Here is a 25814-nt window from a genome sequence, read left to right as displayed (position 1 = left end):
AAAATCTTTGACAGACCCCATTGAGATATAAAGACACCAGCTTTTACATTGAAATGATGGTGTCTTTTTGTTTGTAGAAGCTGCTCTTTTTCCTACACCCCCTCCACAAACCAAACACCCGCCAGCACAAACTGCCCATCCTTCAGCTCATAGGCCGCCTCCACACGCCCCGGGGCAACGCCGTGACCGAGTTCGGCTGCCATAGAGGAAATTACCTGACCATTTTCCACCCGATGACGGATGTGATTGCTTAGTACAACATGGTCAAACCACATGCCCGTATCGCTTTCCTGATAGGTGAAGGAATGATTCTCACCATTGATCGTTATGGTAAAGTTGCGCATTCCCTCCTGATCGGCAACTGTATACGATACCGCTTGCTCCGCGTCTCTTAGTGGGTCCGGCAGCAAGATTTCCGTGAAGTCGGCCTGAAGCACGTGAGCTTCACTTGCATATACGCCGGTTCCGTAACCAGTCGTCAGCAAGATTACAAGCTCCTCTTGCCCGTCTCTGCCGAGATCGGCCAAAACCAGCTCAGGCGCATAAGTCGGATTGACTACATTTTCCCAGTCGTAGGTATGGGTCAGTTCCCCCCATTGCACAGTAATAGGCCCGTACATGCCGCGATCTTGCAGCTCGTGACCAGATACGCGAATGGCCGCTTCCGCGATTTTCAGTGAGTGGAACGAACGTTACCTTCCCCACGTCTGTATGAAACGTATTTCTTTCCAATTCATCAGCTGTTTCGTCCTTGTTAGTATCTTGCTCCGCATGGTTGGGCTGTTCCACGAATCCCTCGATCGGCTGAGAATCCGATTCATCTGACGAACAGGCTGCAGTAGCCCCTAGCAAAAGGGACGCGATGAGAATCGCTTGAACAAGTTTGGTCATGGGCTTTCTCCTTGTGATCGATTGAGACTGGAATGATTATCGCTTCTCGCAAAGTAGACGACATCCCAATCGTAAAAGTTTGGTTTAACAGGTATGAAATTTCTGTTTTTCTTCCCTGAGCAGATTGCGTATAATCAAGGGAGTATGTATTTTGCTTTGCATCAGTAGATAGAACAGTGCACAGACAACTTAGAACAGACAGCAAGGGAGTCAGTCATGTTGAGTTTCGGTTTTATCGTGAGTTACTGGTTGTTTTCTTCATTGGAAGTGTTTGCTATTTTGTGCTTCAGTTTCAGCGTGTTCCGGATGCGGCTGCAGACAAGGGTCATCCCGTTCATTGCAGTGGCGTTGACGTTCGGTTATTTGAATTATTTGCTTTGGCACGTCTATGAGCTGGTGGACTACATTATATTGATTCAAGCCTTGGTGCTGCTGCTCTGTATATGGGCGATTAGCGGGAAGCCCTGGCTGTCTGCCTTGTTCATGACATTAGCGGGATTTCTGTTCTATGGGACGGTACAATCCTTGGTTATCCTGTTATTGGATTCGCTTCATGTCATTTGGATTCAGGATATCCAACCCGATAGTACGCAAAATTTCATCATTCAAAGCGCCGCTGCGATGTTTACAATTGGGCTCTCCCTTTTGTTGCATCGCAAAAAATGGGGCTTTCTGTTTTTGCGGCACCGAAAGCAAGGGGATAGGCGGTTAAGAAGGATGCTAGTGACGTTAGCCTTGATCAGTGTGCCGGTTACTGAGGGGATTTACCGGTTCATCTTTCTGAGCAATCCCCGCGAGGGTGCGTGGATACTTATGTACTTGCATTTGTTCCTGGTAATCATCATGCTGATCTACGCCTATCAGAAGGAAAAAATTGAGGCACGATTAAAGTATGCGCTGTATAAGAAGCGGTGGTGAGCACGCCGGAGGAAGGAGCATGGTCTCGCGTGCGGTTGTGGCAGGACTAACATTGTTTTGTAACGGACTCGCACGTCCATTAGCGTCCCTTTTTCGTGATTTTCGTCAGCTAAGGGACAGTGCTGTCCATTAGAACAGGTGAGTCGGTCGGAAACGAAGTTTTCTTGACTTTAATGGACACCAGTGACCGTTACATTGGGAAATCAGGCAAAATCGCTGTTTTAAGGTCATAAGTGACCGTCACATTCAAGCCCGGCATCATATCAAAAAAAGCTGCCTCCACCCGGGAGACAGCTTTCCTTATTGTTCGGAGCGTTTACAGTTGGATCTTCTTGACGGATGTCAGTCCGTCGAGCGCAGCGATTTCATCGATAACCGCCTTCTCCGCAGGCTTGTCGATGGTCAGCACCATGATCGCGGAGCCGCCGATCACTTTGCGGCCTACTTGCATGGTAGCGATGTTCACGTCGTTCGTGCCGAGCAGTGTGCCAAGGCGACCGACGATGCCGGGCTTGTCCGTGTGAGAGATCAGCAGGATGTTGCCAGCCGGCGCGATATCGACTGGATATTGGTCAACCTGCACGATGCGCGCGCCATAGCCGTTCAGCAAAGTGCCGGCGATAGTCTTCTCTTCCTTGTCGGTCTTCAAGGTCAAGCTGATCAAGTTCGTGAAGCCTTTGGTCGTGGAAGACTTCTGGCGTTCGATCTTCACGTCGCGGGACTTCGCAAGGTGCATCGAGTTGACGATGTTCACTTCCGAACCCATATACGGCGACAGCACACCCTTAATGATATAGCGGGCCAGCGGCTGAGTATCGACGTCAGCAAGGTCGCCGGAGACGTTGATGATGATTTCGCCGATTGCGCCGTCGACCATCTGCGCCAGGAATTGGCCCATCTTGTCGCCAAGCTCGAAGTAAGGCTGCAGCTTGCTCAGCACATTCGCCGGAACCGGCGGCATATTAACAGCGTTCTTGAACGGCTCATCACGCAAAATATGCAGCAGCTCTTCCGACACATCGATGGCGACGTTCTCCTGTGCTTCGATAGTGGAGGCTCCCAGGTGCGGCGTGACGATGATCTTCGGATTGTTCAGGAACGGATGATCCGCTGTAGGCGGCTCGCTGACGAAGACGTCGAAGGCTGCGCCTGCCACAATGCCTTGATCGATGGCCTCGACAAGGGCGCCTTCGTCGATAATGCCGCCGCGCGCGCAGTTGATGATGCGAACGCCCTGCTTCATTAATTCAAATTGCGGCTTGGACAAGATGCCGCGCGTTTCGTTCGTCAGCGGCGTGTGAACAGTGATGAAGTCTGCCTGGGCGGAAACCTCATTAACCGTGCCCAGCTTGACGCCCAGCTTCTCGGCGCGGTCTTCGGTCAGGAACGGGTCGTAGCCGACCACCTCCATGCCGAAAGCTTTGGCGCGCTTGGCCACTTCGCTGCCGATGCGGCCCATGCCGATCACGCCGAGCACTTTGTTGCGCAGCTCCACGCCGACGAACGATTTGCGGTCCCATTCACCGCCTACTGTCTTCTTGTATGCTTGCGGAATGTTGCGGGCAAGCGCCATCATCATGGCGAAGGTGTGCTCGCAGGTGGAGATTGTGTTGCCGTCCGGTGCGTTGATGACAACGATGCCGCGCTCCGTCGCAGCGTTCAGGTCGATGTTGTCCACACCGACGCCCGCCCGCCCGATTGCCTTCAGCTTCTTGCCGGCTTCCATAATGCGGGGCGTGACCTTCGTCTGGCTGCGCACAAGCAGCGCGTCATACTCTCCAATAATGGCTGCGAGCTCATCTTCACTAAGACCTGTCTTTTTTTCAACCGTGACATCTTCCGCGTCATAGAGCTTCTGAATACCCATGTCGCTGATTGGATCCGAAATCAGTACTTTAAACATGTGGTTTCCTCCCTTGTCTGTATGTTTTTACTCATGAAAAAACCCCCAATCCCCATACGGCTTGCGTATGTATAAGGGACGAGAGCTTACATCCGTGGTGCCACCCTTGTTCGCAGCCCGCTTGCGCGGACAGCCTCAGTCAGTCACAAGAACGCAAAATCCGACATGACCTAAGTCAGCTGATTCATCTGGTCGGTTCCTGGACCGGGTCAAGGTAACGGATTGTACCGGCTGCGCCTACTGCTTGTCCATCCAAGTTCAGCGCAGCTGCTCAGGAATGCTCCGCAAGGGTTCCTCCACCGGTTCGCAGCGAACACCGGCTCTCTGCAGGGGGCACAGCTTGCTTGGTTCCTTCACAGCATTTTGCAGTTATCGTGTTGTCGAATGCTTGATTTTTTTAACTGTATCACGGTGGGGGATAACCGTCAATAGCCTTCGCCCCGTACGTGACAGGATTCACAATTATGCGAGATTGCTTTTTCATTGTAAAGGATGCAGGGGTTCTTTGCAATGCTCAATTGCCAATTTCATAGTAGGTTTGATATGCTTTTTTTGCAGGCAATGAGCTTAACAGGATCGAGTGAAAGTTGTGGACCGTCGGTCAGTCGAACAGTAGCGAATTCTGCGATAGACTAGTTAGAGGAAGAATGGAAGCACGACGAAAAATAGCAACCTTTCAGATGCTTATTTTCCGTGTAAATGAGGGGAAAGGGCGATTAGGAAAAAAAGAAGGAGCGAACCTATTCGCCCCTTCTATGTATCGCCATGCGTTATTTGATTGCTGAGAAAAACGGAAGCTGAGGCATCACCTCATTGGCATAGAGGGAATCCTTGTTCGTCATGAAATCATCTTCGCGGATCGCTTCCGTGTCGGCCAGCAGCTGCAGAAAATCGCGAATGTTGGTTACCTCCAGCTTGCTTGCCTGGCCTGTCTCGAGCAGTCGGTCGATGCGCGCGGCAGCGTCCTGCGGATAGAACGGTTCAAATAAGCGGCTCTCATACAGCTGCTTGGCTGCCGTGTAGTTCTTAGCAATCAGATTCATCGCTTGCCATTGCTCAATCGACGGGTCGGCATGGGCAAACAATTCGTCTGCATGCACACTTAGATCGAATCCTTCGTTCCACTTAACCATAGAGGCGAAGTAATCCCGTTGGCCTTGCAGGGCATGAGCTTTGGCTTCCACGAGGTAGGCATCCTGATTCATCAGCTCAAGCAGCTCGTTCGCGTTGCCGGACTTCAGATCCAGCTCCTTCAGCCCTTCGGCAAACAGCTTCAGGCTGCGCAGATAGCTTGTCTGGGCATTCTGCAGAAGCGGCGACGAATTCGGCATCGATACCTGCGTCAGCTTGGCGTGCTGGTTTTCGGCCAGCTTGGCCAGCTCGCGGGCTACAGCCTTCGGGTCGGCCGTGGAAGTGCCGGTTGTCAAGGAGCGGGTGTGCTCAAACCACTTGTTCTGAAATTCCTTGTACGGCGACAGCACAGTATGATAGAAGGAAACCAGGTACTGCTGATCATAGGCCGTATAGAGCGGCTCGTCCGCAGGCCCTTCCGCATTGGAGGCATACTTGGCTTCCGTGCGGTCCATGCCCATTTGGTAACCGAAGAAAAAAGCGGCAATGATACAAATCAGCACAAAGATAAAACCTAAAGTCAAAAAGTAATCGACTCGGCCAAGTTTTTTGTTCATCGTTTCTCTCCTATGATTGACAATGGTCTGGGTAAGAAGATAGCTTGCAAATTATTCATAACAAGTATAAGGGAATTTGTCGAAAAAAGAAATATATTCTAACGGAACGGGCAGGGACTATGAAAAAATTCAACTGGAAAAACATAAAGATTCGCAAGGTCAGCATTCACGACATAGACGACCGCCTGCTGCTGATCAACCTGTATGTTACCCAAGCCGCTACTTTCATTATCGGCATGATCCTGATTATTTTTCAGAGCAGAAACCCATTTTCGTTATTTGCGCCGATACACAGCTGGTCGCCTCTCATTTGGGGGGCAGCCTTTGCCGCCCTTGTGCTTATTGCCGATTTGGCCGTGACCCGATTTGTCCCGGATGACGTCATGGACGACGGAGGGGTGAACGACCGCATCTTCCGCAATCGTCCCTTGTGGCATATTGCGGTGTTGTCGGCTGTGGTGGCCATATGCGAGGAATTGTTGTTCAGGGGAGCGATTCAGCATGCAATAGGCCCGTATTGGACGAGCATTTTGTTCGCTGCCATTCATGTGCGGTATTTGCAGCACTGGTTGATGACCGGTATGGTATTCAGCATCAGCTATGGACTTGGCTGGATTTATGATCAAACGGGCACGCTATGGACAGTGATCTTTGCCCATTTTCTCATTGATTTCATTATGGGGTGTATCATTCGATACAGGAGGGAAGAAGCATGAGGCGAAAGCCGATTCGCGATTGGGACGGAAGCGAGCCGCTGCCGCCCCGTTCCCGCAAGCGCGCGGCGAAGCCGGACGATGAAGAGACTCGTCCGGGCGAAGGCGAGGAAGACCGGACGCTGCCTCCGAGAGGCGTGGCGCACCCTTCGGAAAAAAAGAAATGGAACACGCTGTTCTACCGCGTGCTCCTTCTCTTGTTCATCGGCTTAACCGCCGGTTTGCTGTATTGGGGCTTTCAAATGTTTCCGACTTAACGGGCAGCTGGCAGCTCACGAGGGACTAAGTCCCGGGCACATAATCGATATCGATGGCGCGCGGGTCCAGGAAGGTGTAGCCTTCTTCAGTCAGCCGCGTGAGCAGAGTGTCCAGCGCTTCGGCGGTCCATTCGAGCTCGTGCATCAAGATGTTGGCGCCTGGATGAAGCTGCTCCAGCACATTGTTGACGACGGCTTCCGGCGTCTGATGGTTGCGGTCCCAATCCAGCGAGCCGTTGGACCAGGTCATGAACAGCATGCCTTCCTCCTTGGCCTTCTGCCTTACGTAGTCATTCGAGGAGGCGAAGGGAGGACGGAAAAACTTCGGCGCGCTGCCGATCGTTTCCTGGACGATAGACTGCACATCCTCGAGCTGCCGGTTAATCTCCTCATCTGTAGCTTTGCCGAGCTCAATGTGATCCCAGGAATGGTTGCCGATGGCATGTCCGGCCTCATGCAGCTGGACGAGGAGCTCAGGCTGCTTTTCCACGCGGAAGCCGTTGACGAAGAAGATCGCTTTGGCGTCATGCTTGGCCAGCGTGTCGATCATAGACGTAATCATCGCTTGCTCCTTCGGGCCATCGTCGAAGGTGAGCAGGACGACCTTGTTCTCCACGCCATCCTCCTTCGGCACGATCCGGTACACGCTGTTCATGTAGTAGTCGGCGGCCGGCGCCTCATCCGGCAAGACGGCATCTTCTGCGGCCGGCCGTTCGGCAGCGTTCTGTTCCTGCTGTCCCGGCTCATCCTCACTCGATATGTCACTGCCGGCAGATTCTCCATCCGCGTCGTTCGGGATGGCTTCTCCCGGTGAGGAGACGCTTCCCCCCGAGGCCGATTGATCCGGGGCATTCGTTGGCGACGCTGCGCAAGCTGTTAATGCGCTTGCCAGAAGCAGTAAGGCGCAAGCCCTCCCTATGCGATTCATTTCCTCTCTCTCCCTTATGTTCAAAAATGCGTGCAACATGTTTACATTGTACCTTGGTTTCCTGAAATTATAAAGAATGACTTGCTGGCAAAGCGCCCATGCTAGGGGTGTGAGCCCAGTCTGAATTGGAGGGATGACCGAATGCGCATGGGTACATTTCTATTTGGCGGTCTTGTAGGGGCTGCGGCAGCCGTGTATGTATTGAAGGGCGGCCGCATGCCAATGCTTATCGGCGGTATGAATCAAAGCGGCAGAGGGATCGAGAATACAGCCGGCGCCATGATGAATATGGCGAAGGAAGGTATGCAGGCAATGACGGGTCCAACGACGCAAGGCAAGAACCAGCACCGCTCCGGAAGCGCAGACGGCCTGGCGCAAGTGCAGAAGTTTGTGGAACAGGATGCCGAAGTGAAGAAAGCCGTCAACGAGATCATGAAGGATAATCATATCAACAAACCATCCGAACAAACCCATTAACTGCAGGCCAGAGGGGCTGGTTCCATATCGGGAGCCGGCCCCTTTGGCTGTTGGATATTTTTTTGATGAAATTACATACAATTTTACGTGCAAACCGCCGAAAGAAATGATATTCTATTGAATAGGACCCAAGCTATCCTATCACGCCAGAGAACAGACACACATATTTTATTAAAAGAACGGTTGTGCAAGGAGGATCCCGCTATGAAAATTGAGCGATTGAGCCAGGATAAGATCAGGATTTTCCTTACTTTTGACGATCTGACGGAGCGGGGGATCCACAAGGACGACATGTGGCGGGAAATTCCCAAAGTTCATGAGTTATTCAGTGAGATGATGGATCAGGCCTACACGGAGCTAGGCTTTGACGCATCGGGACCGCTGGCTGTGGAAGTGTTCTCCTTACCGGCTCAAGGAATGGTTGTCATTGTGACAAAAGGAAGATCTCATAGCTCGTTAGGCGACGACGAGGATGAGCTTGATGATGATATTTACGAGATGGAAGTGACGCTTGAACAAAGCGATATCATTTCTTATCAGTTCGATGAGTTTGAACATGTAATTCAAGCCGCCAAGATGATTAACCGTTTGCTCTTGGAAGGCGGCACGCTGTTCCAGTACAAGAATCGCTGGATTTTGCAGATTGATCCGATGGAGATGGAGGATGCCCGCTATCAGGCACTCATCGCGCTTCTGTCCGAATACGGAGAAGCCAGCTCGGTCACGAAGGCGGTACTAGAGGAATACGGCAAGATCATTATCGAAGAAGATGCCGTAAAGGTGCTGTGTCGGTACTTTTAGGCTCCAGGATATACGGGTAACCATTAGATCCCCGCAAGAGATCAATCTTCTTTTGCGGGTTTTCTCGTTGGAACTTGAAGATAGGAGGTAACCGGTGTGACCCTCTTGTCAATTTTGATGGGCGCGGTCGCGCCGGGGATTTCATTATTGACGTATATTTATCTGAAGGACAGGTACAGCCCCGAGCCGATACGTCTGGTTGCACGGATGTTTATCGTCGGCATGCTCGTCGTGTTCCCGATCATGGTCGTGCAGCGGGGGCTGGTGCTCGGACTGGGAACGAACGAGCTGCTGTTCGCCTTCGGGATATCCGCTGCGCTGGAAGAATTCGTGAAATGGCTGATCGTCTACCACATGATTTTCCGGGCGAAGGAATTTGACGAGCCGTACGACGGCATCGTCTATGCGGTAGCGGCCTCGCTGGGCTTCGCTACGCTGGAGAACATTCTCTATGTATCGATGGCAACAGCCACCTTCAGCGAAATGCTTATGCGGGCCTTGCTGCCCGTTTCCGGACATGCCCTGTTCGGGGTTGTGATGGGCTATTATTTGGGACTGGCGAAGTTTGGTCGCAAGCCCAAGCGCATGCTGGGCTTATCGCTGCTGCTTCCTTTATTATGGCATGGCGCCTATGATTATATTATTTTGGCGGCTGATCAGGCGTGGATCTGGTTCATTATTCCTTTCATGGCGGTGCTGTGGATTCGGAGCTTGCGCAAAATGAACCGGGCCAGCAACCGATCGCCGCTCCGTCCGCTGATCCTGGAAGAAAAACGCAAATACGAGGGCTAAATCGCCGCGAAAACGGTTATACTGCTATCAGAAAATTTTTGGATACAGGGAGTTGAGCAACCGTGACGGGAACAAGAGCGAGGGTAGTCATCCGCTGCCGCCGCTGCGGAGAGCGTTTTTTGCTGAGAGGCAAGCGCGAGAATGGCAAATGGAATACAGGCTTTCGCCAGTGTATTTGTGACAATGAGACGGATTTCGATATCGATGTGGATCCACAATAAATATGACCATGCATAAAGCTTGCTCCTGTAACGGAAACTAGGCAAAAACCCAGTATTCGAAAGGAGCAAGTTTTCTTATGTACAAGAGAATGAGCGGTGTGCTGTTTCCCATTCTGGTTATTGCATTAATTGGCGCGGGGGTATGGGGATATCAGGAGCATCAAGAGAAAAATTCCGTGCTGATCAAAGCGGAAAACCAATACCAGCGGGCCTTTCATAATTTGTCTTACAATCTGGATCAAGTACATAATGAACTGGGGAAAGCGCTCGCTCTCGGCGCCGATTCGCATCAGTTCCAGCGCAAAAGCTTGATCAGTGTATGGCGTATGACCAATATGGCCCAAAGCGATGTGAACCAGCTTCCGTTGGCATTGATGCCTTTCAACCGAACGGAGGATTTCCTGTCGAAAATGGCGGACTTTGCTTACCGCACCTCCATCCGCGATTTGGATAAGGAGCCGTTAACGGACGACGAGATGAAGACCTTGCACGCGCTGTACGATTATTCGAAAAAGACCGCCAATGAAATACGGTCCATGCAGGCCAAAGTTCTTCAAGAGAATCTTCGGTGGATGGACGTGGAGATGGCGCTCGCCAGCGAGGAAGAAGTATTGGACAATACGATAGTAGACGGCTTCAAGACCGTGGATAAGCAAGTCAATGCCTATGAGGATATCAACTGGGGGCCTTCCACGTCAGCCATTTTTGAGAAGCGCGGCTTCAAGGCGCTTAGCGGGAAAACCGTTACGGAAGAGGAAGTCAAGCAGAAAGCACGGCAATTTTTCGGTCTCGATCCGGATGCAGAACTGACTGTCACCGAAAATGGCAAAGGGACAGAATATGCTTCCTACTCTGTTGTCGCAGGCGGCGGAGAGGACAGTCACCTAAGCGCGGATTATTCGAAAAAAGGCGGGCATCTGATATGGTTTATGAATACTCGGCCGGTCGAGAGCGAACAGCTGACGGTCGAGCAGGCGAGGGAACGGGCGCAGGCTTTCCTGAGAAAGCATGGATTTGGCGATATGCAAGCTGTCGCCTATGATCCGTACAACCATTCGGCCAGCTTGACAATGGCCAGAGTAACCGATGGCGTCTTGATCTATCCGGAGAAGCTTACTGTACGGGTAGCCCTCGATAACGGGGAGATCGTCGGCTTGCATGCGGCGGATTATATATACAACCAGAAGGAACGCAAGCCGGGCAAGCCGAAGCTGAGCGCGGAAGAGGCCCGAAAGTCGCTGAATGGAAACTTTGACCTGCAATCGACGAACGTGGCGCTGATCGAAAATGAAATTAAGCAAGAAGTGCTCTGCTACGAATTTATCGGCAGAATCAACGGCGGGCAATACCGGATTTACATCAATGCGGAGAATGGCATGGAAGAGAAGCTGGAGCGCCTGAGAGAAGCGGATGTCGATGTAAATGAGAACGTCAGTTAAGACCTTAGCCAGACTCACAGGCCGGGAAGCGAAGCAGCTTCCCGGCTATTAGTCATTTTTCCTCACTTGGCATGGATTTCATGATATAATAAGAACGAACGTTACATGTAACCCCGATACATAGAATCAGAGGTGTGAGCCTTGCTGCCAAAAGTGAATCAAGAACTGTTTATCCAAGTCGCATCCGTCGACAAGGAAGAGGAGAAACAGCAGTACAAATCAAGGATAGCCGACCTGGACGAGAACTGCATTTATATGGAAGTGCCCATACATGTGGGGCAGGGCAAGTACTTGCGGTTGTATAAAGGAGACAGCCTGTCGATATATTTTCTGTCTGACAGCGGAACGAAAAATTACTTCCACTCCGAAGTTGTCGGTTTCAAGGAAGACAACATTCGTCTAGTGTCTATTACCATGCCTGATCCGGGCTCAATCTCACAGGTGCAGCGCCGCAATCATTTGCGTGTGACGGCTGAGTTGGAAATGTCGCTGCGCATTTCCGATGATTTGCATTTTCTCGCGATTACAAAGGATTTGAGCGGGGGAGGCACGGCGTTTCTTTGTGACGGTCACTTGCCGATTGAACCGCATATGCGCTTTGACGGCTGGCTGCTGCTTCCGTTCAGGAACGGCGCGATTGAGCATGCTTTTTTCAAAGGCGAAATTGTGCGGCTGAATCAGCTGGAAAGCGGCCGCAAGCTCGGCATGGTATCCTTTACGGATATTGCTGACGTCGAACGTCAGCGCATTATCCGTTTTTGCTTCGAGCGGCAGCTGGAAAATCGCAAGAAGTAAAGATGCTCTCTCAGGGTTAGCCTGCCGCCAGCCTGGCTATACTAGCTGGAAAAGTGTCCGGGATGGTGGCAACATGCGGGAAGGATCGGATAGGCACCGGTATATTCGGCTGCTTCTGTACTGGATGGATCGCGGGGAAAAGCTTCTGGTCAAAGGGCTGTTCATCGCTGCGGCGCTTATGATCGCCGCGCAGATATTGCTCCGCATCCCGTTCGTCAGGGAGGCATGGAGCGAGACAGACAAGCTGGAGGGCGAACCCGTTCTGCGCGACGAAACTTCGCGTTAATGGCCCGCGGAGTTTTGCACACGTCATCAAATTGTGGTATAATTTGAATCGTTCGCAGGCCGTGCCTGCGTTTTTAACATCATGGCACGTTCATTCGTTGGGTACAGCAATGGGAGGCAGTATCGCATTGAAACAGACGGACGACCGCATTAACGTGGCCATTGACGGTCCGGCAGGAGCTGGCAAGAGCACTGTTGCCAAGCTGGTTGCCGAGCGTCTGGGCTATATTTATATCGACACGGGCGCGATGTATCGTGTCGTAGCCTACAAAGCACTGGAAGATGGGGTTGGTCCCGATCATGCCGCCGAGGCAGTCCGAACAGCTGAACGCTTGAGCATCGAGCTGAGGCCAGGCCAACAGCGCCAGCAAGTACTGGCTGACGGAGAAGATGTGACCGACGCGATTCGTTCGGCATCCGTTACCTCCAAGGTTTCTGCTTATGCCAGCAATCCGGGTATTCGCGACATTCTGGTCCGCAAGCAGCAGGAGATGGCTCGGAAGAAAGGCGTGGTGATGGACGGTCGTGATATCGGCACGAAGGTGCTTCCGGATGCCGAGGTGAAGATTTACTTGACGGCCAGCGTCGAGAAGCGCGCACAACGCCGTTTTGAAGAACTGCCGGAAGGATCGACTACGATGGAGGAGCTGCGGGAGGACATCGCCCGACGCGATGAGATGGACCGCAATCGGGAGCATTCTCCACTGGTTCAGGCGGAGGATGCGATTCGAATTGACAGCACGGATATGAGCATAGAAGAAGTAACCGAGAAAATACTTGCTATTTGCTCGGAAGCGATTGCCCGGGGAGTCGAACAGGATGAGTAATGTTACATATGGTCTTGGAAAAATTTTATGCAGGATGATCTATTACGGATTGTTCCGACTGAGCGTGCATGGAAGAGACCATATACCGGAGCAAGGACCGATCATCCTTTGCTCCAACCACATCAGCAATCTGGATCCGCCGCTGGTGGGGCTGCCCTTGACCAGACGCGTTCACTTTATGGCCAAGGAGGAGCTGTTTAAAGTTCCGGTGCTCGGCTATCTGATTCGCGCTGTGGGCGCTTTTCCGGTTAAGCGCGGCGGGGTAAGCAAGGAGTCGATCAAGACTGCGTTGACCTTGCTTAAGCAGGGCAAGGTGCTGGGCATCTTCCCTGAAGGCACAAGACGCAGTCAAGATGGGGCCGCCAAGAGAGGGGCCGCGGTATTGGCGCTTCGGGCACATGCACAAGTTGTGCCGGTAGCCATTGTCGGCCGCTATAAGGTGTTCTCCAAGCTTGCCATCTATTATGGAGAGCCGCTCGATTTGTCCGACTGCAAGGACGAGGAGGGAAATCCCTCGCCTGACTTGGCCACAGAGAAAATCATGCAGGCCATTCAGGCTTTGCTGGATGCACATGGTAAGCAATCATAATATTTTTCCCTTGGAACAGAAAAACTAAATTGGGACGTATGTATTAAACTCTGTGCATGTACCTTTGTGCATGGGTTTACCATATAAAAATTATAGCGAAGGGTATCTTTCGTTTCGGGTCATTACGGACGAAAGGTCGAGGAGGTTATGGAAATGACGGAAGAAACCAAAGTACAAGAAACAGAAGCTTCAGCAGAAGCGACAAACGAAGCAACCGTCTCCCAGGAAGAAGCAATGGCCGATGTTGCCGCTTTGAAGCGCGGAGATACCGTAAAAGGCAAGGTCGTAAAAGTAGAAGACAACCAGGCTCTGGTAGATATCGGATATAAATATGACGGCATCATTCCGATTCGCGAATTGTCTTCCATTCATCTGGAGCAGGCTTCCGATGCCGTTCAAGTGGGCGACGAGGTAGAATGCCAAATTCTGAGCATCGACGATGAAAAGGAAAGACTGCTTCTTTCCAAGCGTGCGGTAGACAGCGTGCAAGCGTGGGATCAGCTGCAGGAGCGCTTTGAGAAAGGGGAAGTGTTCGAAGCGCAAGTAGCGGACGTTGTGAAGGGCGGTCTCGTGGTCGATCTGGGCGTGCGCGGATTTATTCCGGCATCGATGGTTGAGCGTCATTTCGTTGAAGATTTCAGCGATTACAAAGGCCGTACGCTTCGCTTGAAAGTGAAAGAGTTGGACCGCGAGAACAACAAAGTCATCCTGTCCCAGAAAGATGTGCTGGATGAAGAGTTCGAAGCGAACAAGCAGCGCATTCTGAACGAGCTCCAAGCGGATCAAGTATTGGAGGGCACTGTTCAGCGCCTGACTCCATTCGGAGTGTTCGTCGATATCGGCGGCATTGACGGCCTGGTTCACATCTCCGAGCTGGCTTGGACACATGTTGCAGAGCCTTCCGAAGTAGTGAAAGAGGGCGACCAAGTGAAGGTGAAGGTGCTGAAGGTTGATCCTGCCAACGAGCGCATTAGCCTGAGCATGAAGGCAGTACAGCCTGGTCCTTGGGAGAAAGTCAATGAGCAGTTCAATATCGGTGATATTGTGGACGGTGTAGTGAAGCGTCTCGTCAGCTTTGGCGCATTCGTTGAGATCGCGCCAGGCGTAGAGGGCCTTGTACACATTTCCCAAATTGCACACCGCCATATCGCAACGCCTCACGAAGTTTTGAAGGAAGGACAGGAAGTGAAAGCCAAGATCCTGGACATCAATACAGATGAGAAGCGCGTATCGTTGAGCATCAAGGAAACAGAGGAGGCGCCTGCACAGCAGCCGCGCGAAAGCCGCAAGCCGAAGCAGGAATCCTTCAATTTGCCAGAGAATCAATCGCTCAACCTGACGCTTGGCGAGCGTTTTGGCGACAAACTGAGCAAATTCAAATAAGCCGCATTCGAGCGAATGTGCTTGCCTTAGGTTAATCGAAGCCGCCTAACCGCAGGGAATCCTGCCGGTTAGGCGGTTTTTTGCTGGTGCAGGGTTAAAAGCGCGAAGATCATCAAAAAATAGGGGACAGGGACTCGGGTAGATCAGATTGCCAGGATGGAGCAGGCGTGGCGAATATGAAAGCGAGGGGGGAATACATTTGAATCCGGGGATATTGTCAGTGCTCATTGCAGCGATGTTTATCGTCCTGCTAGCCACGGGATGGAAGCGAGAAATGATGGATCGCGTGCCGGTCTCCATCATGGTGCTGTTCATCATTGGCTGGTTATTGCTCCATTCCCATAGCTGGATGTGGAACGGCGTATCGGTGAATGGCAGCTATGTGCTCGCCCTGCTGGCAGCCATCGGGGCGTGGATGCTGACAGGCGACGGAGCGAACCGGCTGCATCTGCTATCTGTATCCTTTTTAATTGCCGCCGTCTATGTATTTTTTGTGCAGCTTTACCGAACCAGTCCTGTCCTTGTTCTATTTGGCCACACCGCGGATTTGGCGGTTCTTTCGGCAGTCGCGGCCATGATGTTTTGCAGGAGAGCGCTGGAACAATGGATCGTGCTGACCCTTGGGCTTTGGATAGGAGATGCCTTGCTGAGCCACTTATGGGGAATGTCCAGCAAGCCGCAGCTTGGCGCTCCGGGCTTGTTCGATCTTTGGTGGCTTGCTTTCGGCTTGGCCCGATTGCTTTCTGTAGTGGCCGAGCGGTTATATGTAAAGTATCAGTCGCGCTTCGGAAGACTGGCTGAACGGAAGGAATAGGCGAATCGTGATCGCGAAATATGCGCAGGCGAATATGGACTTGCCGGAGAAAAAAGTGTGACAGAGTATTAGCCATTCTTGCTGTTTTTTGCTATTATGGTACACATGAGTGTTTGAGGAGTGAATACAAGATGGCGAAACCGACCGTAGCGATTGTAGGCCGGCCCAACGTGGGAAAATCGACTATTTTTAATCGGATTATTGGGGACCGTGTCGCAATTGTTGAAGATAAACCGGGCATTACCAGAGACCGTATATATGGGACAGGTGAATGGAACGGACGCTCCTTCCATCTGATTGATACTGGCGGCATCGAGATTAGCGATGATGAAATTGTACGTTCCATTAAAGTCCAGGCGGAACTTGCGATTGAAGAAGCGGATGTGATCGTGTTTATGGCCGACGCGAAAAGCGGCTTGACGCCGGCCGACCAAGAAGTGGCAGGCATCCTGTTCCGTTCCAATAAACCGATTGTCCTGGCCATCAATAAGGTGGACAATATGCAGCGCGAGGAAGATGTTTATGAGTTCTACAATTTAGGCTTCGGCGAGCCGGTATCGATTTCCGGGGCGCATGGCTTTGGCATCGGCGAGCTGCTGCAGCGCGTATTCGAAGAGCTGCCGCCGGATACCGAAGACGAGTATGAGGACGACGTAATTCGCGTATCGTTGATCGGTCGGCCGAATGTGGGCAAGAGCTCGCTCGTTAACGCGATATTGGGTGAGGAACGTGTAATTGTCAGCAATCAGGCCGGCACGACACGCGATGCGATCGATACCCCGTTTGAAAAAGACGGGCAGAAATATGTGCTGATCGATACTGCCGGCATGCGCAAGCGAGGAAAAGTATACGAGTCCACGGAGAAATACAGTGTCATGCGGGCGATGAAGGCCATTGAAAGGTCAGACGTCGTGCTCGTCGTCATTAACGCCGAGGAAGGCATCATTGAACAAGACAAGCATATCGCGGGGTATGCGCATGAAGCTGGCAAGGCCGCGATTTTTATTGTGAACAAGTGGGACGCCGTGGAAAAAGACGACAAGACGCTGCAGGAATTTACGCGAAAAATACGCGAGCAATTTCTGTTCATGAGCTATGCGCCGGTTTTGTTCGTGTCTGCATTGACGCATCAACGGCTGCACAGAATTTATCCGCTCGTTAACGATGTGGCCGAGCAGCATGCGCTGCGCATTCAGACCCATGTGCTGAATGATGTCATTTCCGATGCGATTGCCATGAATGCGCCGCCTTCTGACAAGGGGCGTCGTCTCAAGATTAATTATGCAACACAGGTTTCTGTCAAGCCGCCTACATTCGTGTTGTTCGTGAATGAACCAAGCTTGATGCACTTTTCGTATGAGCGGTATTTGGAGAATAAAATTCGCGCGGCATTCGGTTTTGAAGGGACGCCAATTCGCATCTTTATGAGGCGCAAATCGGACGACGAGTAAGCCGAGCCGGGTTATTGATGGTGTGACATAGGGGAGAGGATACATAGTGTTGGCTATTGTTGCAATTGCAGCCAGTTATTTGCTCGGTTCCATTACGTTTAGCTTTGTGGTGGCCAAATGGTGGAAAGGCATCGATATACGCAAGCATGGGAGCGGAAATGCCGGAGCCACAAATACGCTGCGCGTGCTTGGCAAGGGAGCGGCAATCACCGTTTTGGCACTCGATGTAGGCAAAGGAATAGCAGCCGTTTGGCTTGGACGGTGGCTGGGCGATACGCCGGTCATCGAAGTGGCTTGCGGCTTGGCCGCGATTATTGGCCACAACTGGCCTGTATTTTTCGGATTTCGCGGTGGCAAGGGAATTGCGACCACGATCGGCGTCATGGCAACCTTGCACTTTGTCCCGGCATTGTTGGCAGGCATAATTGCGATACTGAGCATCGTGCTTACCCGATACGTTTCACTCGGATCATTGCTGTTTACGTGCCTGACGCCTCTTGCGCTTTGGCTCCTGGACTATCCGACGACATATATATGGTCAGCTCTAATGATATTTGCTTTCGCATTGCTGCGGCATCGCTCCAACGTGACCAAGCTGCTGCGGGGAGAAGAGAACAAGCTGGGCGCCAAGCGAGGGATGTAGAAACATGGGCTTCATGAGGAGGATGCTGGGATGAACAACCGTCGAGCGGCTGTGTTAGTGGCCGGAAGCTGGGGAACGGCGTTAGCTTCTGTATTGGCGGACAACGGATGCAAGGTGAACTTGTGGACGAGGAATCCGGATCAGGAGGAAGAAATCAATACGAAGCGGCAAAATCAGCGATTTCTTCCTGACTTTACGATCCATGAAGCGATCCACGCGACTACATCTCTTGCGGAAGCGGTGGAGGACGCGGCATTTATTCTGCTGGCTGCGCCTTCTTCCGCGATGCGTGATGTGGCGCGTTCGATCAAGGAGTTTGCTTCGGACAAAGCCGTATTGGTACATGCGACCAAAGGCTTTGAGCCCGATACGCTGCAACGGATGTCGGCCGTGATTGAAGAAGAACTGCCGGCATGGAAGGATCGGGTAGTGGTGCTCTCTGGACCAAGTCATGCGGAGGAAGTCAGCCGCAAATGTCCGACAACGATTGTCGTCGCTTCCCGTACGGCAAAAGAAGCAGAAGAAGCGCAGGATTGGTTGATAAATCCGTATTTTCGCGTATACACGAATCCGGATGTAATAGGAGTCGAGGTGGGCGGCGCCCTGAAAAACATTATTGCGCTGGGAGCCGGCCTTTCCGATGGTTTGGATTTTGGCGACAATGCCAAAGCTGCTTTGTTGACGCGGGGATTGGCGGAAATAGCGCGGCTTGGCGTTTCGCTTGGGGCTAACCCGCTGACATTCGCAGGGTTGGCAGGAGTGGGCGATCTAGTCGTGACATGCACAAGCAGGCACAGCCGGAATTGGCGGGCAGGCTATATGCTTGGGCAAGGTCAAACGCTGGATGAGGTCTTGTCGACCATGGGCATGGTAGTAGAAGGAGTCAAGACAACACGAGCAGCTTATTTGCTTTCGCGCAAGCATGGTGTGGAAATGCCCATTGCGGAGCAGCTGTATCAGGTGCTGTTTGAAAATAAGCCGCCACGTGAAGCAGTAGAGGCGCTAATGGGCCGTGGACGAACGAACGAAATGGAAGAGGTTGCCGCGGAAGCGGCAGCGAATTGGAAGGAATAGCCCGCACACTTTATTTCACCTCCTCATAGGATGCAACAGATGATCCCAAGGAGGAGGGTAACAATGAGTCGCAAAGATTTGTCCAAGGACGTGCTGAACGTCGTCAATTCCAAGACGGGCAAAAAGGTTTCTCCCAGGCAAATCAGCAAGCTGGCAAGCGGTGTCAATGCTTCTACAGTGAAAAGCGAGGCTCAGCTGCGGCAGCTGATTAAGCAGGTAGGAAGCACGGTGAACGTCAAGGTTCCCGAATCAACCGTCAGGGAAATCGTTAAAGCGGTCAAACAAAGCGGTTTCAATCCGAACAATATGGAGCAAATGATCAAGACGATCATGAGCAAAAGGTAAGAAATGAGAGGCATAGGCCGCATGCTTGCGCGGTTTATGCTTTTTTGTTGCCTTTTTGCTATAATATAGCTTGATTTATTTCAGTCACGCAGGGAATAGGTAGCCTGCGATGCAAGCTGGAGAGAAGGGAGTCGCAGGTATGGATCCGATGCAAAAAATGTGGGCATCCTTTGTCGCAATTGGGCTTATGGCTCTTTCGGCTTTTATCATCACGTTTGCGCGCAGCAAGACGCGCGGAATCATCCGGGTCGTGCTTTCGCTGATTGCGTTTGTGACCTTGTTCGTTGCAATGCTGCTGGGCATTATTTCGATTTTATAGGAGGAGATAGCGGACATGCTAACGTTGAAGGGCAGGACCAAAGAATTGACTGTGCAGACCGAAACAGGCCAGACGATATTGGACTTGGCATTGAAGCACGATGTGGATTGGGGATTTTCCTGTACGAGAGGCACGTGTGCACGATGCCGCTGCTACATAGAAGAAGGCAGGGAGCTGCTCGCCGAACCGACAGAGGCTGAATGGGCAAGATTGGATGAAGAAGAGCTGGAAGATGGGTACCGCCTAGGCTGCCAGGCTGTCATTCGGACGGAAGGCACCGTGCGTGCCGTGCACCGAACCTATTGGTAATGGAATCCGACTATTTCGGCCGAAAGCCGTGTGCAAAAGAAAGGGGGAAGACAGCTTGCCGAACGTCCGTTTTACGCCTGCGGACAAAGTTGTGTCTGTAAGGGCGGGAACAAGTGTGCTGGAAGCTGCTCGCAAAGCGCGTGTGAACATCGCGACGCGTTGCGGCGGTAATGCCTCATGCCTGATGTGCAAAGTGCATGTAAAGTCGGGGGGCGTTACCAGCCCGGATGAGAAGGAGCTGCGGAAAATGGGCGACCTGCACCGAACCGGCACACGGTTAGCTTGTCAAGCGAAGGTAATGAATGCGGACGTTACCATCGAGCTGCCGGAAAGCCCGTTGAAGCTGGCTGTGCGCAAATTGTTGGCTGAACAGCAAGAAAGAGAGGGGGAAGACGAATGAACGCGCCAGCATTTCGGATGGCAAGAACACCAATCGCCATTATGATGATTCTAGCATTACTGAGCGGCTGCATGTATCCGGGAGATACGAGCACAGCTGACCAGCGCATCGCCGCAAAGGAAGATGTGGTGCTCGTGCAAGCCGCAGTTAATGAATATATGCAGGAAACGGGCGTGCTGCCAATACAGAACAGTGATATGAGCGTACCGAAGTATGAAAAATTCAAGATTGATTTCGGCAAGCTGACCAATGGACCATTTTTGAGCAGGATTCCCAACAGCGCCTTTGAAAGCGGCGGCAGGCATCTGTACCTGATTGTCGAAGAGGGAGAAGAACTGCTCGTCCGCCTGATGGATGTGCACGTCTTCCAACAAGTGACTGATCTCGAAGCGGAAGTGCGCAGGTACAAGCAGGCCAATAACGGGGAGGTTCCGCTCCAACTGGAGGTGTCGCCTGGCTGGTACTCCATTGATTACGATGCGCTTCGCGTAGATCGCTTGCAAGTAACAAGCATGTTCACCGGGGCATTATTGCCTATACTGATCAACACAGACGGAGAGCTGGCTGTAGATTACGCACCGGACATAATGGAATTGATTCGTAAGCAGGCTGATGACTCGGCGGACGGGGCGGACGCTTCAGACGGGCAGCTGAGCGCGGCCTTCGAAACCCGGTTAGCGGAAATGGAAGACCTGCGCAGCCTGCTGGTCGAGGAGCATCTGTACGTACCCGTTAAATCCAGAGCTTATATATGGGCAGATGGTCAGCCGATCATCTCCAATGAATAAGAGAAACCAGGAAGAGCGTACCTGATCCGATATAGGATTATCGCCTTCCTTTTTTTATTTGCCAACTGGCTCCACCCTTGCCTGCGTCTTGATTAGCTGTATCTGGATTGCCCGCGTCTCCGTTGCCTGCGTCTCGATTGCTTGTGTCTCGATTGGCTGTGTCATGATTGGTGTGTTTTGAGCGTTGTGCATCAGTGCTGTGCTTGAAGGGGGTGTTCTTTCCCCCTTTTGTTCGTTATCCCCTTCGCTCAGAATTGGGAACGGTGGATGTTGAACGGTGGATGTTGAACGGAAAATGGGAACGGTGAACAGCGCACTTTGACTTCGCACCCGTACAATAATAGCTGCTCCCTTCCATGCAGCCAAACAAAACCCCACTAAATGAACGAATTAATTACACCCACGCAATGAAGGAACGCAATAAACATACGAAATAAACATACGAAATGAACATACGAAATGAACATACGAAATGAACATACGAAATGAACATACGAAATGAACATACGAAATGAACATACGAAATGAACATACGAAATGAACATACGCAATGAACATACGCAATGAACATACGCAATAAACGTACGCAATGAACATACGCAATAAACGTACGCAATGAACCCACCCAACGAACGCTCATTATCAACTCACGCAATGCACCCGAGAGTTGGGTCCCCCGCGGCAACTATTTTACATAAGGCGGATTCGTGTTTCCCCGCACGTCCTGACTTGGCTTGCAATCCCCTTCGCTCAGCATCAAAATATTAGGAGGGCTATGGCAGGGACTTGTTCCACATCATGTTAAAGCAAATGTCAAAATTTACGAGGCATGTTTCCTTCTATAAGCTTGTTCGAAATTCCCCATACAAACGCTGGCCAAGATATGTGAGACCGGATGCACATGGTGCATATAGTTCACCCTGAAGCAGAATTCATCCCAATAAGCCTGCTGGTATTTGCCGCCGATTCCTCTGAAAGTTTGGTTGATCCATTTCTCCGCCTCCTTATAGAGCGGGAAAAGCAATGGATTGCGGCGGAACTCGGCCCGGTTCAAGGTTACTCCGACGGCTTGTCCTTCCAGATGCTCCTCGAAAAGACGTGTTTCGCCAGAATGTGCCAGTTTTTGCCCGATTAGATCGTGATCCGTCAAGCGTTTGATTTTGACATATAGCCCGCTGTCGCGCTCAAAATTGTTGTCGCGTCTAACTTCTCGCTCCTGTGCGCAGCTTACCCACAGCGGATGCTCTCGCTCAGTACGATAGTAGGCGAACTGCGGACGCCCGTAAAATACTACACCGCCGGTCACATAGCCGGCCAATCGCCTGTCTTCGTCTAGCTCGCTGATAGCGCGCCGAATTTTGTGGAGGATACTCCAGGCTGTTTTGTAGGTAACTTGAATTAGTAAAGCAAGTTGCACAGCGTTGACACTTTTCTTATCAGAGAGCAGTTCGATCACAGTGTGCCACTTTGCCAGAGAGGTTCGGCTGCCTTCCATAATGGTACCTGCAGTCAACGTTGTCTGGTGACGGCAACACTGACATTGATAAAGAGGCAAGGTGCGCACGGGAGAGTGAACCGTGTAGGCTTGACGATATCCGCAGCGTGGACAACAAAAGCCATGCGGCCATTTCCGACGATAAAAAAACTGGTAAGACACATCACGATAAATGTCGCTCGGCCTGCTCATGAACACTCCTCCCCACTTGTTCAAAAATAAATGATCTGAACTCAAAAATGTGTCCCTGATAGAAACGTACGTTCCCTATGAAATTATTATATAGGAACATATGTTCCGTGTCAAGCGTGGCAATGGTGAGGATACAGCAATGGCATAGAATCTGCAGTTCATTCCCCATTCTGATTGAAGCTGATTGAAGGGGATAACGAAGAAAAGGGCTGAAAACAAAAGTCCCCACCCCCCACTAGGGCACAAACAGATAGCATCGGCCCCAAAAAAATTTCGCCAGCATATTGTAACGCCAACGCTCATATCTTGTTTATGAATGATCAGGATGCAAAGGTACACCGGCCGGCAGCCGCATCCCGTCACGGCAGAAAACACGCCAAGCTGTCATATTCATCGTTTCGCTACATATATTTGTTACTAGTCCAAATGAATGTACGAGTTAGGAGGGTTCTCATTGGAAAAAGTGGATATTTTCAAAGACATTGCAGAACGTACCGGCGGTGATATTTACCTTGGCGTGGTGGGCGCGGTACGGACTGGCAAGTCAACCTTTATCAAGCGGTTTATGGAGACAGTAGTGCTGCCGAATATTATCAGCGAGTCGGATCGTGTGAGAGCCAAGGACGAACTGCCGCAAAGCGCTGCGGGCAAGACGATTATGACAACGGAGCCGAAATTTGTCCCGAATAATGCCGTGAAAATCAGCGTGGCCGAAGGACTGGAAGTCAATGTCCGAATGGTTGACTGCGTCGGGTATGCGGTGGAGGGAGCAAAGGGCTATGAGGACGAGAACGGCCCTCGCATGATCAATACGCCCTGGTTTGAAGAACCGATTCCTTTTCATGAGGCTGCAGAAATCGGGACACGCAAGGTTATTCAAGAGCATTCCACACTTGGTGTCGTGGTGACTACGGACGGAACAATTGCTGATATTGAGCGCAGCTCTTATGTGGAATCCGAGGAACGGGTTATCGCTGAATTGAAAGAAGTCGGCAAACCCTTCATGCTGATTATCAATTCTACACAGCCGAATGGTCCGGAAGCTTTGGCCCTGCGTGACGAGCTGGCGGAGAAATACGACATCCCAGTTATGACGATGAGCGTCGCGGAAATGACTGAACGGGATATGCTGTCGGTGTTGAGAGAAGTGCTTTACGAATTCCCGGTTCATGAGGTGAATGTCAATCTTCCGAGCTGGGTCATGGTGCTGGAGGACCGCCATTGGCTGCGGACGCATTTCGAGCAGTCTGTCAGGGAGACGGTCAAGGATATCCGGCGATTGCGCGATGTCGACCGCGTCGTATCTCATTTTGAGGAATACGAGTTCATTGATAGGGCTGGCCTTGCAGGCATGAATATGGGGCAAGGGGTGGCTGAAATTGATCTGTATGCGCCCGATGAATTGTATGATCGCATCTTGATGGAGATTGTTGGGGTAGAAATTCGCGGCAAAGATCATTTGCTGCAGATGATGCAGGAATTCAGCATTGCCAAGCGGGAATATGATCGGTTCTCCGAGGCGCTCGATATGGTGAAAACTACAGGGTATGGCATCGCGGCACCGCCTCTGGAAGATATGTCGCTCGATGAGCCGGAGCTGATTCGCCAAGGCTCACGCTTCGGGGTTCGCTTGAAGGCGACGGCACCTTCAATACACATGATTCGTGTAGATGTGGAAAGTGAGTTCGCGCCTATTATCGGCACAGAGAAACAAAGCGAGGAGCTCGTAAGGTATCTGATGCAGGACTTCGAGGAAAACCCGACGAAGATTTGGGAATCCGATATTTTTGGCAGATCCCTGCATTCCATTGTCAGAGAGGGGATCCAGGCCAAGATCGCCATGATGCCCGACAATGCGCGCTATAAGCTGCAAGAGACGCTCGGACGGATCATCAACGAGGGTTCGGGCGGTCTGATTGCCATTATCTTATAATAGCATCTGTTACAAGCGGCGAAGAAGAATTAGCCGATCGGATGAACAAAATAGTCGCATAGACTTATCTCGCCGCCTGTCCGAGTCTGCCCGCCGGCCCAGACTTTCGCTCGAAATAAGTACGTATTCGTAGGATCAAGGAGCTGTCCCTGCATGATTGGGGACAGTTTCTTTTTTGTATGTTGAAATTCTCTTTCGCGTGTATTACTATAAACATGCCCGAAATTTTTTGTGACATGTATATTTTTCCGGTAAACGGTAAACACAGATGAATAAAGGGTTTTGGTTGATTGAAATCGGGGGGAGGTGAAAGGCATGAATAAATCCGAATTGATCGCGAAGGTTTCGGAAACAGCTGAGCTTTCCAAGAAGGACGCAACTAAAGCGGTAGACGCGGTGTTTGATGCTATCTCCGAAGCATTGCAGCAGGGTGACAAGGTGCAATTGGTCGGCTTCGGCAACTTTGAGGTGCGTGAACGTTCCGCTCGCAAAGGACGGAATCCGCAAACCGGGGAAGAGATCGAAATTTCCGCCAGCAAGATTCCGGCTTTCAAACCAGGCAAGGCCTTGAAGGAAGGCATCAACTAAATGCTGTACATACATGACCGCGGGCGGCAAGCTCGCGGTTATTGTTTGCTCTTTACATTTCTCGCATGCCCTACTATAATAGACGAAGTATCCCATATGGTACGATCATATCGTCTGCCGCTGCGGTCAGATACGTTGAATGACGGGTGTTAGCTCAGCTTGGTAGAGCGCTACCTTGGGGTGGTAGAGGCCGCTGGTTCAAATCCAGTACATCCGATCATGAGGGACACCGCTCGAACGCATGTTGAGGCGGTGTCCTTTTTTATGCCATAAGTTGCGATCTCTGAACGGAGGGTTCTGAAATGGATTCAAATATGCAGGGAGATTTCTTTGTTGTAAAGGCGAAAGACAACGGTGTCCATGTCATCGGGCTGACTCGCGGTCATGACACCAAGTTTCATCATACGGAAAAGCTGGACAAGGGAGAGGTCATGCTGGCGCAGTTCACCGAGCATACATCCGCTATTAAGGTGCGGGGCAAGGCCGTGATCTATACCCCGTTCGGCGAGATCGATACTGAGGCGTAATGAGTAAAAGCAGGCATAGCCTGCTTTTT

At 51.4% G+C, this 25814-nt stretch carries 30 protein-coding genes, 1 tRNA gene and 1 other annotated feature; of the genes, 26 read left to right on the top strand and 5 right to left on the bottom strand.

Annotated features, from left to right (window positions below):
* Positions 1-92: 92 nt before the first annotated feature.
* A complete protein-coding gene (locus XYCOK13_RS19230) occupies positions 93-620 on the bottom strand; it encodes a hypothetical protein (RefSeq protein WP_213413865.1) in 528 nt (175 codons plus the stop codon).
* Between the two features lie 487 nt (positions 621-1107).
* Between XYCOK13_RS19230 and XYCOK13_RS19225 the strand changes: the two genes are divergently transcribed.
* On the top strand, positions 1108-1809 hold the full coding sequence (locus tag XYCOK13_RS19225) for a hypothetical protein (RefSeq protein ID WP_213413864.1): 702 nt from the start codon (positions 1108-1110) through the stop codon (positions 1807-1809).
* 316 nt (positions 1810-2125) lie between these two features.
* Here the strand turns inward: XYCOK13_RS19225 and serA are convergent, their stop codons facing one another.
* The gene (gene serA / locus XYCOK13_RS19220; protein WP_213413863.1) at positions 2126-3712 is read right to left on the bottom strand and encodes a phosphoglycerate dehydrogenase; all 1587 of its coding nucleotides are present in this window, start codon (positions 3710-3712) and stop codon (positions 2126-2128) included.
* Positions 3713-3783: 71 nt separating this feature from the next.
* Positions 3784-4078 (bottom strand) — a binding site (T-box leader).
* A gap of 404 nt (positions 4079-4482) precedes the next feature.
* Positions 4483-5400 carry a hypothetical protein gene (locus XYCOK13_RS19215; RefSeq protein ID WP_213413862.1) on the bottom strand — a complete coding sequence of 306 codons (918 nt, stop codon included), beginning with the start codon at positions 5398-5400 and terminating at the stop codon, positions 4483-4485.
* A gap of 119 nt (positions 5401-5519) precedes the next feature.
* Here XYCOK13_RS19215 and XYCOK13_RS19210 point away from each other — a divergent pair, with 119 nt between their 5' ends.
* Positions 5520-6116 (top strand): CPBP family intramembrane glutamic endopeptidase, encoded by a 597-nt coding sequence (locus tag XYCOK13_RS19210; protein WP_213413861.1) that lies wholly within the window; start codon positions 5520-5522, stop codon positions 6114-6116.
* A complete protein-coding gene (locus XYCOK13_RS19205) occupies positions 6113-6370 on the top strand; it encodes a hypothetical protein (protein WP_244865274.1) in 258 nt (85 codons plus the stop codon). Before XYCOK13_RS19210 ends, XYCOK13_RS19205 begins: the two co-directional genes overlap by 4 nt.
* Before the next feature lie 25 nt (positions 6371-6395).
* On the opposite strand, the gene XYCOK13_RS19200 is transcribed toward XYCOK13_RS19205, so the two are convergent.
* Positions 6396-7298, bottom strand: coding sequence for a polysaccharide deacetylase family protein (locus tag XYCOK13_RS19200; protein ID WP_213413860.1), 903 nt, complete (start codon positions 7296-7298; stop codon positions 6396-6398).
* A 141-nt stretch (positions 7299-7439) separates the two neighbouring features.
* Here XYCOK13_RS19200 and XYCOK13_RS19195 point away from each other — a divergent pair, with 141 nt between their 5' ends.
* The 19 genes from XYCOK13_RS19195 to XYCOK13_RS19105 all read left to right on the top strand — a co-directional run bounded on the left by XYCOK13_RS19195 (position 7440) and on the right by XYCOK13_RS19105 (position 21050).
* Positions 7440-7775: a hypothetical protein gene (locus XYCOK13_RS19195; protein WP_213413859.1), complete on the top strand. Its 336-nt coding sequence runs from the start codon at positions 7440-7442 to the stop codon at positions 7773-7775.
* Between the two features lie 204 nt (positions 7776-7979).
* Positions 7980-8576, top strand: coding sequence for a genetic competence negative regulator (locus XYCOK13_RS19190; RefSeq protein ID WP_213413858.1), 597 nt, complete (start codon positions 7980-7982; stop codon positions 8574-8576).
* 96 nt (positions 8577-8672) lie between these two features.
* The gene (prsW, locus tag XYCOK13_RS19185; RefSeq protein WP_213413857.1) at positions 8673-9368 is read left to right on the top strand and encodes a glutamic-type intramembrane protease PrsW; all 696 of its coding nucleotides are present in this window, start codon (positions 8673-8675) and stop codon (positions 9366-9368) included.
* A 62-nt stretch (positions 9369-9430) separates the two neighbouring features.
* Positions 9431-9589 carry a hypothetical protein gene (locus XYCOK13_RS19180; protein WP_213413856.1) on the top strand — a complete coding sequence of 53 codons (159 nt, stop codon included), beginning with the start codon at positions 9431-9433 and terminating at the stop codon, positions 9587-9589.
* 77 nt (positions 9590-9666) lie between these two features.
* A complete protein-coding gene (gene ypeB, locus XYCOK13_RS19175; RefSeq protein WP_213413855.1) occupies positions 9667-11028 on the top strand; it encodes a germination protein YpeB in 1362 nt (453 codons plus the stop codon).
* Between the two features lie 141 nt (positions 11029-11169).
* Positions 11170-11823, top strand: coding sequence for a flagellar brake protein (locus tag XYCOK13_RS19170; protein ID WP_213413854.1), 654 nt, complete (start codon positions 11170-11172; stop codon positions 11821-11823).
* Positions 11824-11896: 73 nt separating this feature from the next.
* A complete protein-coding gene (locus XYCOK13_RS19165; protein ID WP_213413853.1) occupies positions 11897-12109 on the top strand; it encodes a hypothetical protein in 213 nt (70 codons plus the stop codon).
* A gap of 109 nt (positions 12110-12218) precedes the next feature.
* The gene (cmk, locus tag XYCOK13_RS19160; RefSeq protein WP_213413852.1) at positions 12219-12935 is read left to right on the top strand and encodes a (d)CMP kinase; all 717 of its coding nucleotides are present in this window, start codon (positions 12219-12221) and stop codon (positions 12933-12935) included.
* Positions 12928-13524, top strand: a complete 597-nt coding sequence (locus tag XYCOK13_RS19155) for a lysophospholipid acyltransferase family protein (RefSeq protein ID WP_213413851.1) — start codon at positions 12928-12930, stop codon at positions 13522-13524. The genes cmk and XYCOK13_RS19155 overlap by 8 nt, the downstream gene beginning before the upstream one ends.
* Before the next feature lie 153 nt (positions 13525-13677).
* The gene (gene rpsA / locus XYCOK13_RS19150) at positions 13678-14907 is read left to right on the top strand and encodes a 30S ribosomal protein S1 (RefSeq protein WP_213413850.1); all 1230 of its coding nucleotides are present in this window, start codon (positions 13678-13680) and stop codon (positions 14905-14907) included.
* A 199-nt stretch (positions 14908-15106) separates the two neighbouring features.
* Complete coding sequence (locus tag XYCOK13_RS19145; RefSeq protein ID WP_213413849.1) at positions 15107-15721, top strand: YphA family membrane protein; 615 nt, start codon at positions 15107-15109, stop codon at positions 15719-15721.
* Between the two features lie 131 nt (positions 15722-15852).
* The gene (gene der / locus XYCOK13_RS19140) at positions 15853-17172 is read left to right on the top strand and encodes a ribosome biogenesis GTPase Der (protein ID WP_213413848.1); all 1320 of its coding nucleotides are present in this window, start codon (positions 15853-15855) and stop codon (positions 17170-17172) included.
* Positions 17173-17215: 43 nt separating this feature from the next.
* On the top strand, positions 17216-17815 hold the full coding sequence (gene plsY, locus XYCOK13_RS19135; protein ID WP_213413866.1) for a glycerol-3-phosphate 1-O-acyltransferase PlsY: 600 nt from the start codon (positions 17216-17218) through the stop codon (positions 17813-17815).
* A 30-nt stretch (positions 17816-17845) separates the two neighbouring features.
* A complete protein-coding gene (locus XYCOK13_RS19130; RefSeq protein WP_213413847.1) occupies positions 17846-18889 on the top strand; it encodes an NAD(P)H-dependent glycerol-3-phosphate dehydrogenase in 1044 nt (347 codons plus the stop codon).
* 63 nt (positions 18890-18952) lie between these two features.
* Complete coding sequence (locus XYCOK13_RS19125; protein WP_213413846.1) at positions 18953-19234, top strand: stage VI sporulation protein F; 282 nt, start codon at positions 18953-18955, stop codon at positions 19232-19234.
* Between the two features lie 139 nt (positions 19235-19373).
* Positions 19374-19553: a DUF2768 family protein gene (locus XYCOK13_RS19120; protein WP_213413845.1), complete on the top strand. Its 180-nt coding sequence runs from the start codon at positions 19374-19376 to the stop codon at positions 19551-19553.
* Positions 19554-19568: 15 nt separating this feature from the next.
* Positions 19569-19862: a 2Fe-2S iron-sulfur cluster-binding protein gene (locus tag XYCOK13_RS19115; protein ID WP_213413844.1), complete on the top strand. Its 294-nt coding sequence runs from the start codon at positions 19569-19571 to the stop codon at positions 19860-19862.
* Between the two features lie 55 nt (positions 19863-19917).
* The gene (locus XYCOK13_RS19110; protein ID WP_213413843.1) at positions 19918-20262 is read left to right on the top strand and encodes a 2Fe-2S iron-sulfur cluster-binding protein; all 345 of its coding nucleotides are present in this window, start codon (positions 19918-19920) and stop codon (positions 20260-20262) included.
* Positions 20259-21050, top strand: coding sequence for a YphF family lipoprotein (locus XYCOK13_RS19105; protein ID WP_213413842.1), 792 nt, complete (start codon positions 20259-20261; stop codon positions 21048-21050). Before XYCOK13_RS19110 ends, XYCOK13_RS19105 begins: the two co-directional genes overlap by 4 nt.
* Before the next feature lie 820 nt (positions 21051-21870).
* Here the strand turns inward: XYCOK13_RS19105 and XYCOK13_RS19100 are convergent.
* Positions 21871-22737 carry a transposase gene (locus XYCOK13_RS19100; RefSeq protein ID WP_213413841.1) on the bottom strand — a complete coding sequence of 289 codons (867 nt, stop codon included), beginning with the start codon at positions 22735-22737 and terminating at the stop codon, positions 21871-21873.
* Positions 22738-23191: 454 nt separating this feature from the next.
* Here XYCOK13_RS19100 and spoIVA point away from each other — a divergent pair, with 454 nt between their 5' ends.
* The 4 genes from spoIVA to mtrB all read left to right on the top strand — a co-directional run bounded on the left by spoIVA (position 23192) and on the right by mtrB (position 25785).
* A complete protein-coding gene (gene spoIVA, locus XYCOK13_RS19095; RefSeq protein WP_213413840.1) occupies positions 23192-24670 on the top strand; it encodes a stage IV sporulation protein A in 1479 nt (492 codons plus the stop codon).
* A 315-nt stretch (positions 24671-24985) separates the two neighbouring features.
* On the top strand, positions 24986-25258 hold the full coding sequence (hbs, locus tag XYCOK13_RS19090; protein ID WP_213413839.1) for a non-specific DNA-binding protein Hbs: 273 nt from the start codon (positions 24986-24988) through the stop codon (positions 25256-25258).
* 143 nt (positions 25259-25401) lie between these two features.
* Positions 25402-25475 (top strand) — tRNA-Pro (locus XYCOK13_RS19085).
* 85 nt (positions 25476-25560) lie between these two features.
* Positions 25561-25785 carry a trp RNA-binding attenuation protein MtrB gene (gene mtrB / locus XYCOK13_RS19080; protein WP_213413838.1) on the top strand — a complete coding sequence of 75 codons (225 nt, stop codon included), beginning with the start codon at positions 25561-25563 and terminating at the stop codon, positions 25783-25785.
* The last annotated feature ends 29 nt before the right edge of the window (positions 25786-25814 follow it).

This window comes from Xylanibacillus composti, assembly GCF_018403685.1.
In the GTDB taxonomy this organism is placed as follows: domain Bacteria; phylum Bacillota; class Bacilli; order Paenibacillales; family K13; genus Xylanibacillus; species Xylanibacillus composti.
This window is presented reverse-complemented; position numbering and strand designations above follow the sequence as displayed.

Bases quoted from the DNA above. Each gene is read 5' to 3' on its own strand.
- XYCOK13_RS19230 (WP_213413865.1), bottom strand. From the start codon at position 620: ATGTACGGGCCTATTACTGTGCAATGGGGGGAACTGACCCATACCTAC.
- XYCOK13_RS19225 (WP_213413864.1), top strand. From the start codon at position 1,108: ATGTTGAGTTTCGGTTTTATCGTGAGTTACTGGTTGTTTTCTTCATTG.
- serA (WP_213413863.1), bottom strand. From the start codon at position 3,712: ATGTTTAAAGTACTGATTTCGGATCCAATCAGCGACATGGGTATTCAG.
- XYCOK13_RS19215 (WP_213413862.1), bottom strand. From the start codon at position 5,400: ATGAACAAAAAACTTGGCCGAGTCGATTACTTTTTGACTTTAGGTTTT.
- XYCOK13_RS19210 (WP_213413861.1), top strand. From the start codon at position 5,520: ATGAAAAAATTCAACTGGAAAAACATAAAGATTCGCAAGGTCAGCATT.
- XYCOK13_RS19205 (WP_244865274.1), top strand. From the start codon at position 6,113: ATGAGGCGAAAGCCGATTCGCGATTGGGACGGAAGCGAGCCGCTGCCG.
- XYCOK13_RS19200 (WP_213413860.1), bottom strand. From the start codon at position 7,298: ATGAATCGCATAGGGAGGGCTTGCGCCTTACTGCTTCTGGCAAGCGCA.
- XYCOK13_RS19195 (WP_213413859.1), top strand. From the start codon at position 7,440: ATGCGCATGGGTACATTTCTATTTGGCGGTCTTGTAGGGGCTGCGGCA.
- XYCOK13_RS19190 (WP_213413858.1), top strand. From the start codon at position 7,980: ATGAAAATTGAGCGATTGAGCCAGGATAAGATCAGGATTTTCCTTACT.
- ypeB (WP_213413855.1), top strand. From the start codon at position 9,667: ATGTACAAGAGAATGAGCGGTGTGCTGTTTCCCATTCTGGTTATTGCA.
- XYCOK13_RS19165 (WP_213413853.1), top strand. From the start codon at position 11,897: ATGCGGGAAGGATCGGATAGGCACCGGTATATTCGGCTGCTTCTGTAC.
- cmk (WP_213413852.1), top strand. From the start codon at position 12,219: ATGGGAGGCAGTATCGCATTGAAACAGACGGACGACCGCATTAACGTG.
- XYCOK13_RS19155 (WP_213413851.1), top strand. From the start codon at position 12,928: ATGAGTAATGTTACATATGGTCTTGGAAAAATTTTATGCAGGATGATC.
- rpsA (WP_213413850.1), top strand. From the start codon at position 13,678: ATGACGGAAGAAACCAAAGTACAAGAAACAGAAGCTTCAGCAGAAGCG.
- der (WP_213413848.1), top strand. From the start codon at position 15,853: ATGGCGAAACCGACCGTAGCGATTGTAGGCCGGCCCAACGTGGGAAAA.
- XYCOK13_RS19130 (WP_213413847.1), top strand. From the start codon at position 17,846: ATGAACAACCGTCGAGCGGCTGTGTTAGTGGCCGGAAGCTGGGGAACG.
- XYCOK13_RS19125 (WP_213413846.1), top strand. From the start codon at position 18,953: ATGAGTCGCAAAGATTTGTCCAAGGACGTGCTGAACGTCGTCAATTCC.
- XYCOK13_RS19120 (WP_213413845.1), top strand. From the start codon at position 19,374: ATGGATCCGATGCAAAAAATGTGGGCATCCTTTGTCGCAATTGGGCTT.
- XYCOK13_RS19115 (WP_213413844.1), top strand. From the start codon at position 19,569: ATGCTAACGTTGAAGGGCAGGACCAAAGAATTGACTGTGCAGACCGAA.
- XYCOK13_RS19105 (WP_213413842.1), top strand. From the start codon at position 20,259: ATGAACGCGCCAGCATTTCGGATGGCAAGAACACCAATCGCCATTATG.
- XYCOK13_RS19100 (WP_213413841.1), bottom strand. From the start codon at position 22,737: ATGAGCAGGCCGAGCGACATTTATCGTGATGTGTCTTACCAGTTTTTT.
- hbs (WP_213413839.1), top strand. From the start codon at position 24,986: ATGAATAAATCCGAATTGATCGCGAAGGTTTCGGAAACAGCTGAGCTT.
- mtrB (WP_213413838.1), top strand. From the start codon at position 25,561: ATGGATTCAAATATGCAGGGAGATTTCTTTGTTGTAAAGGCGAAAGAC.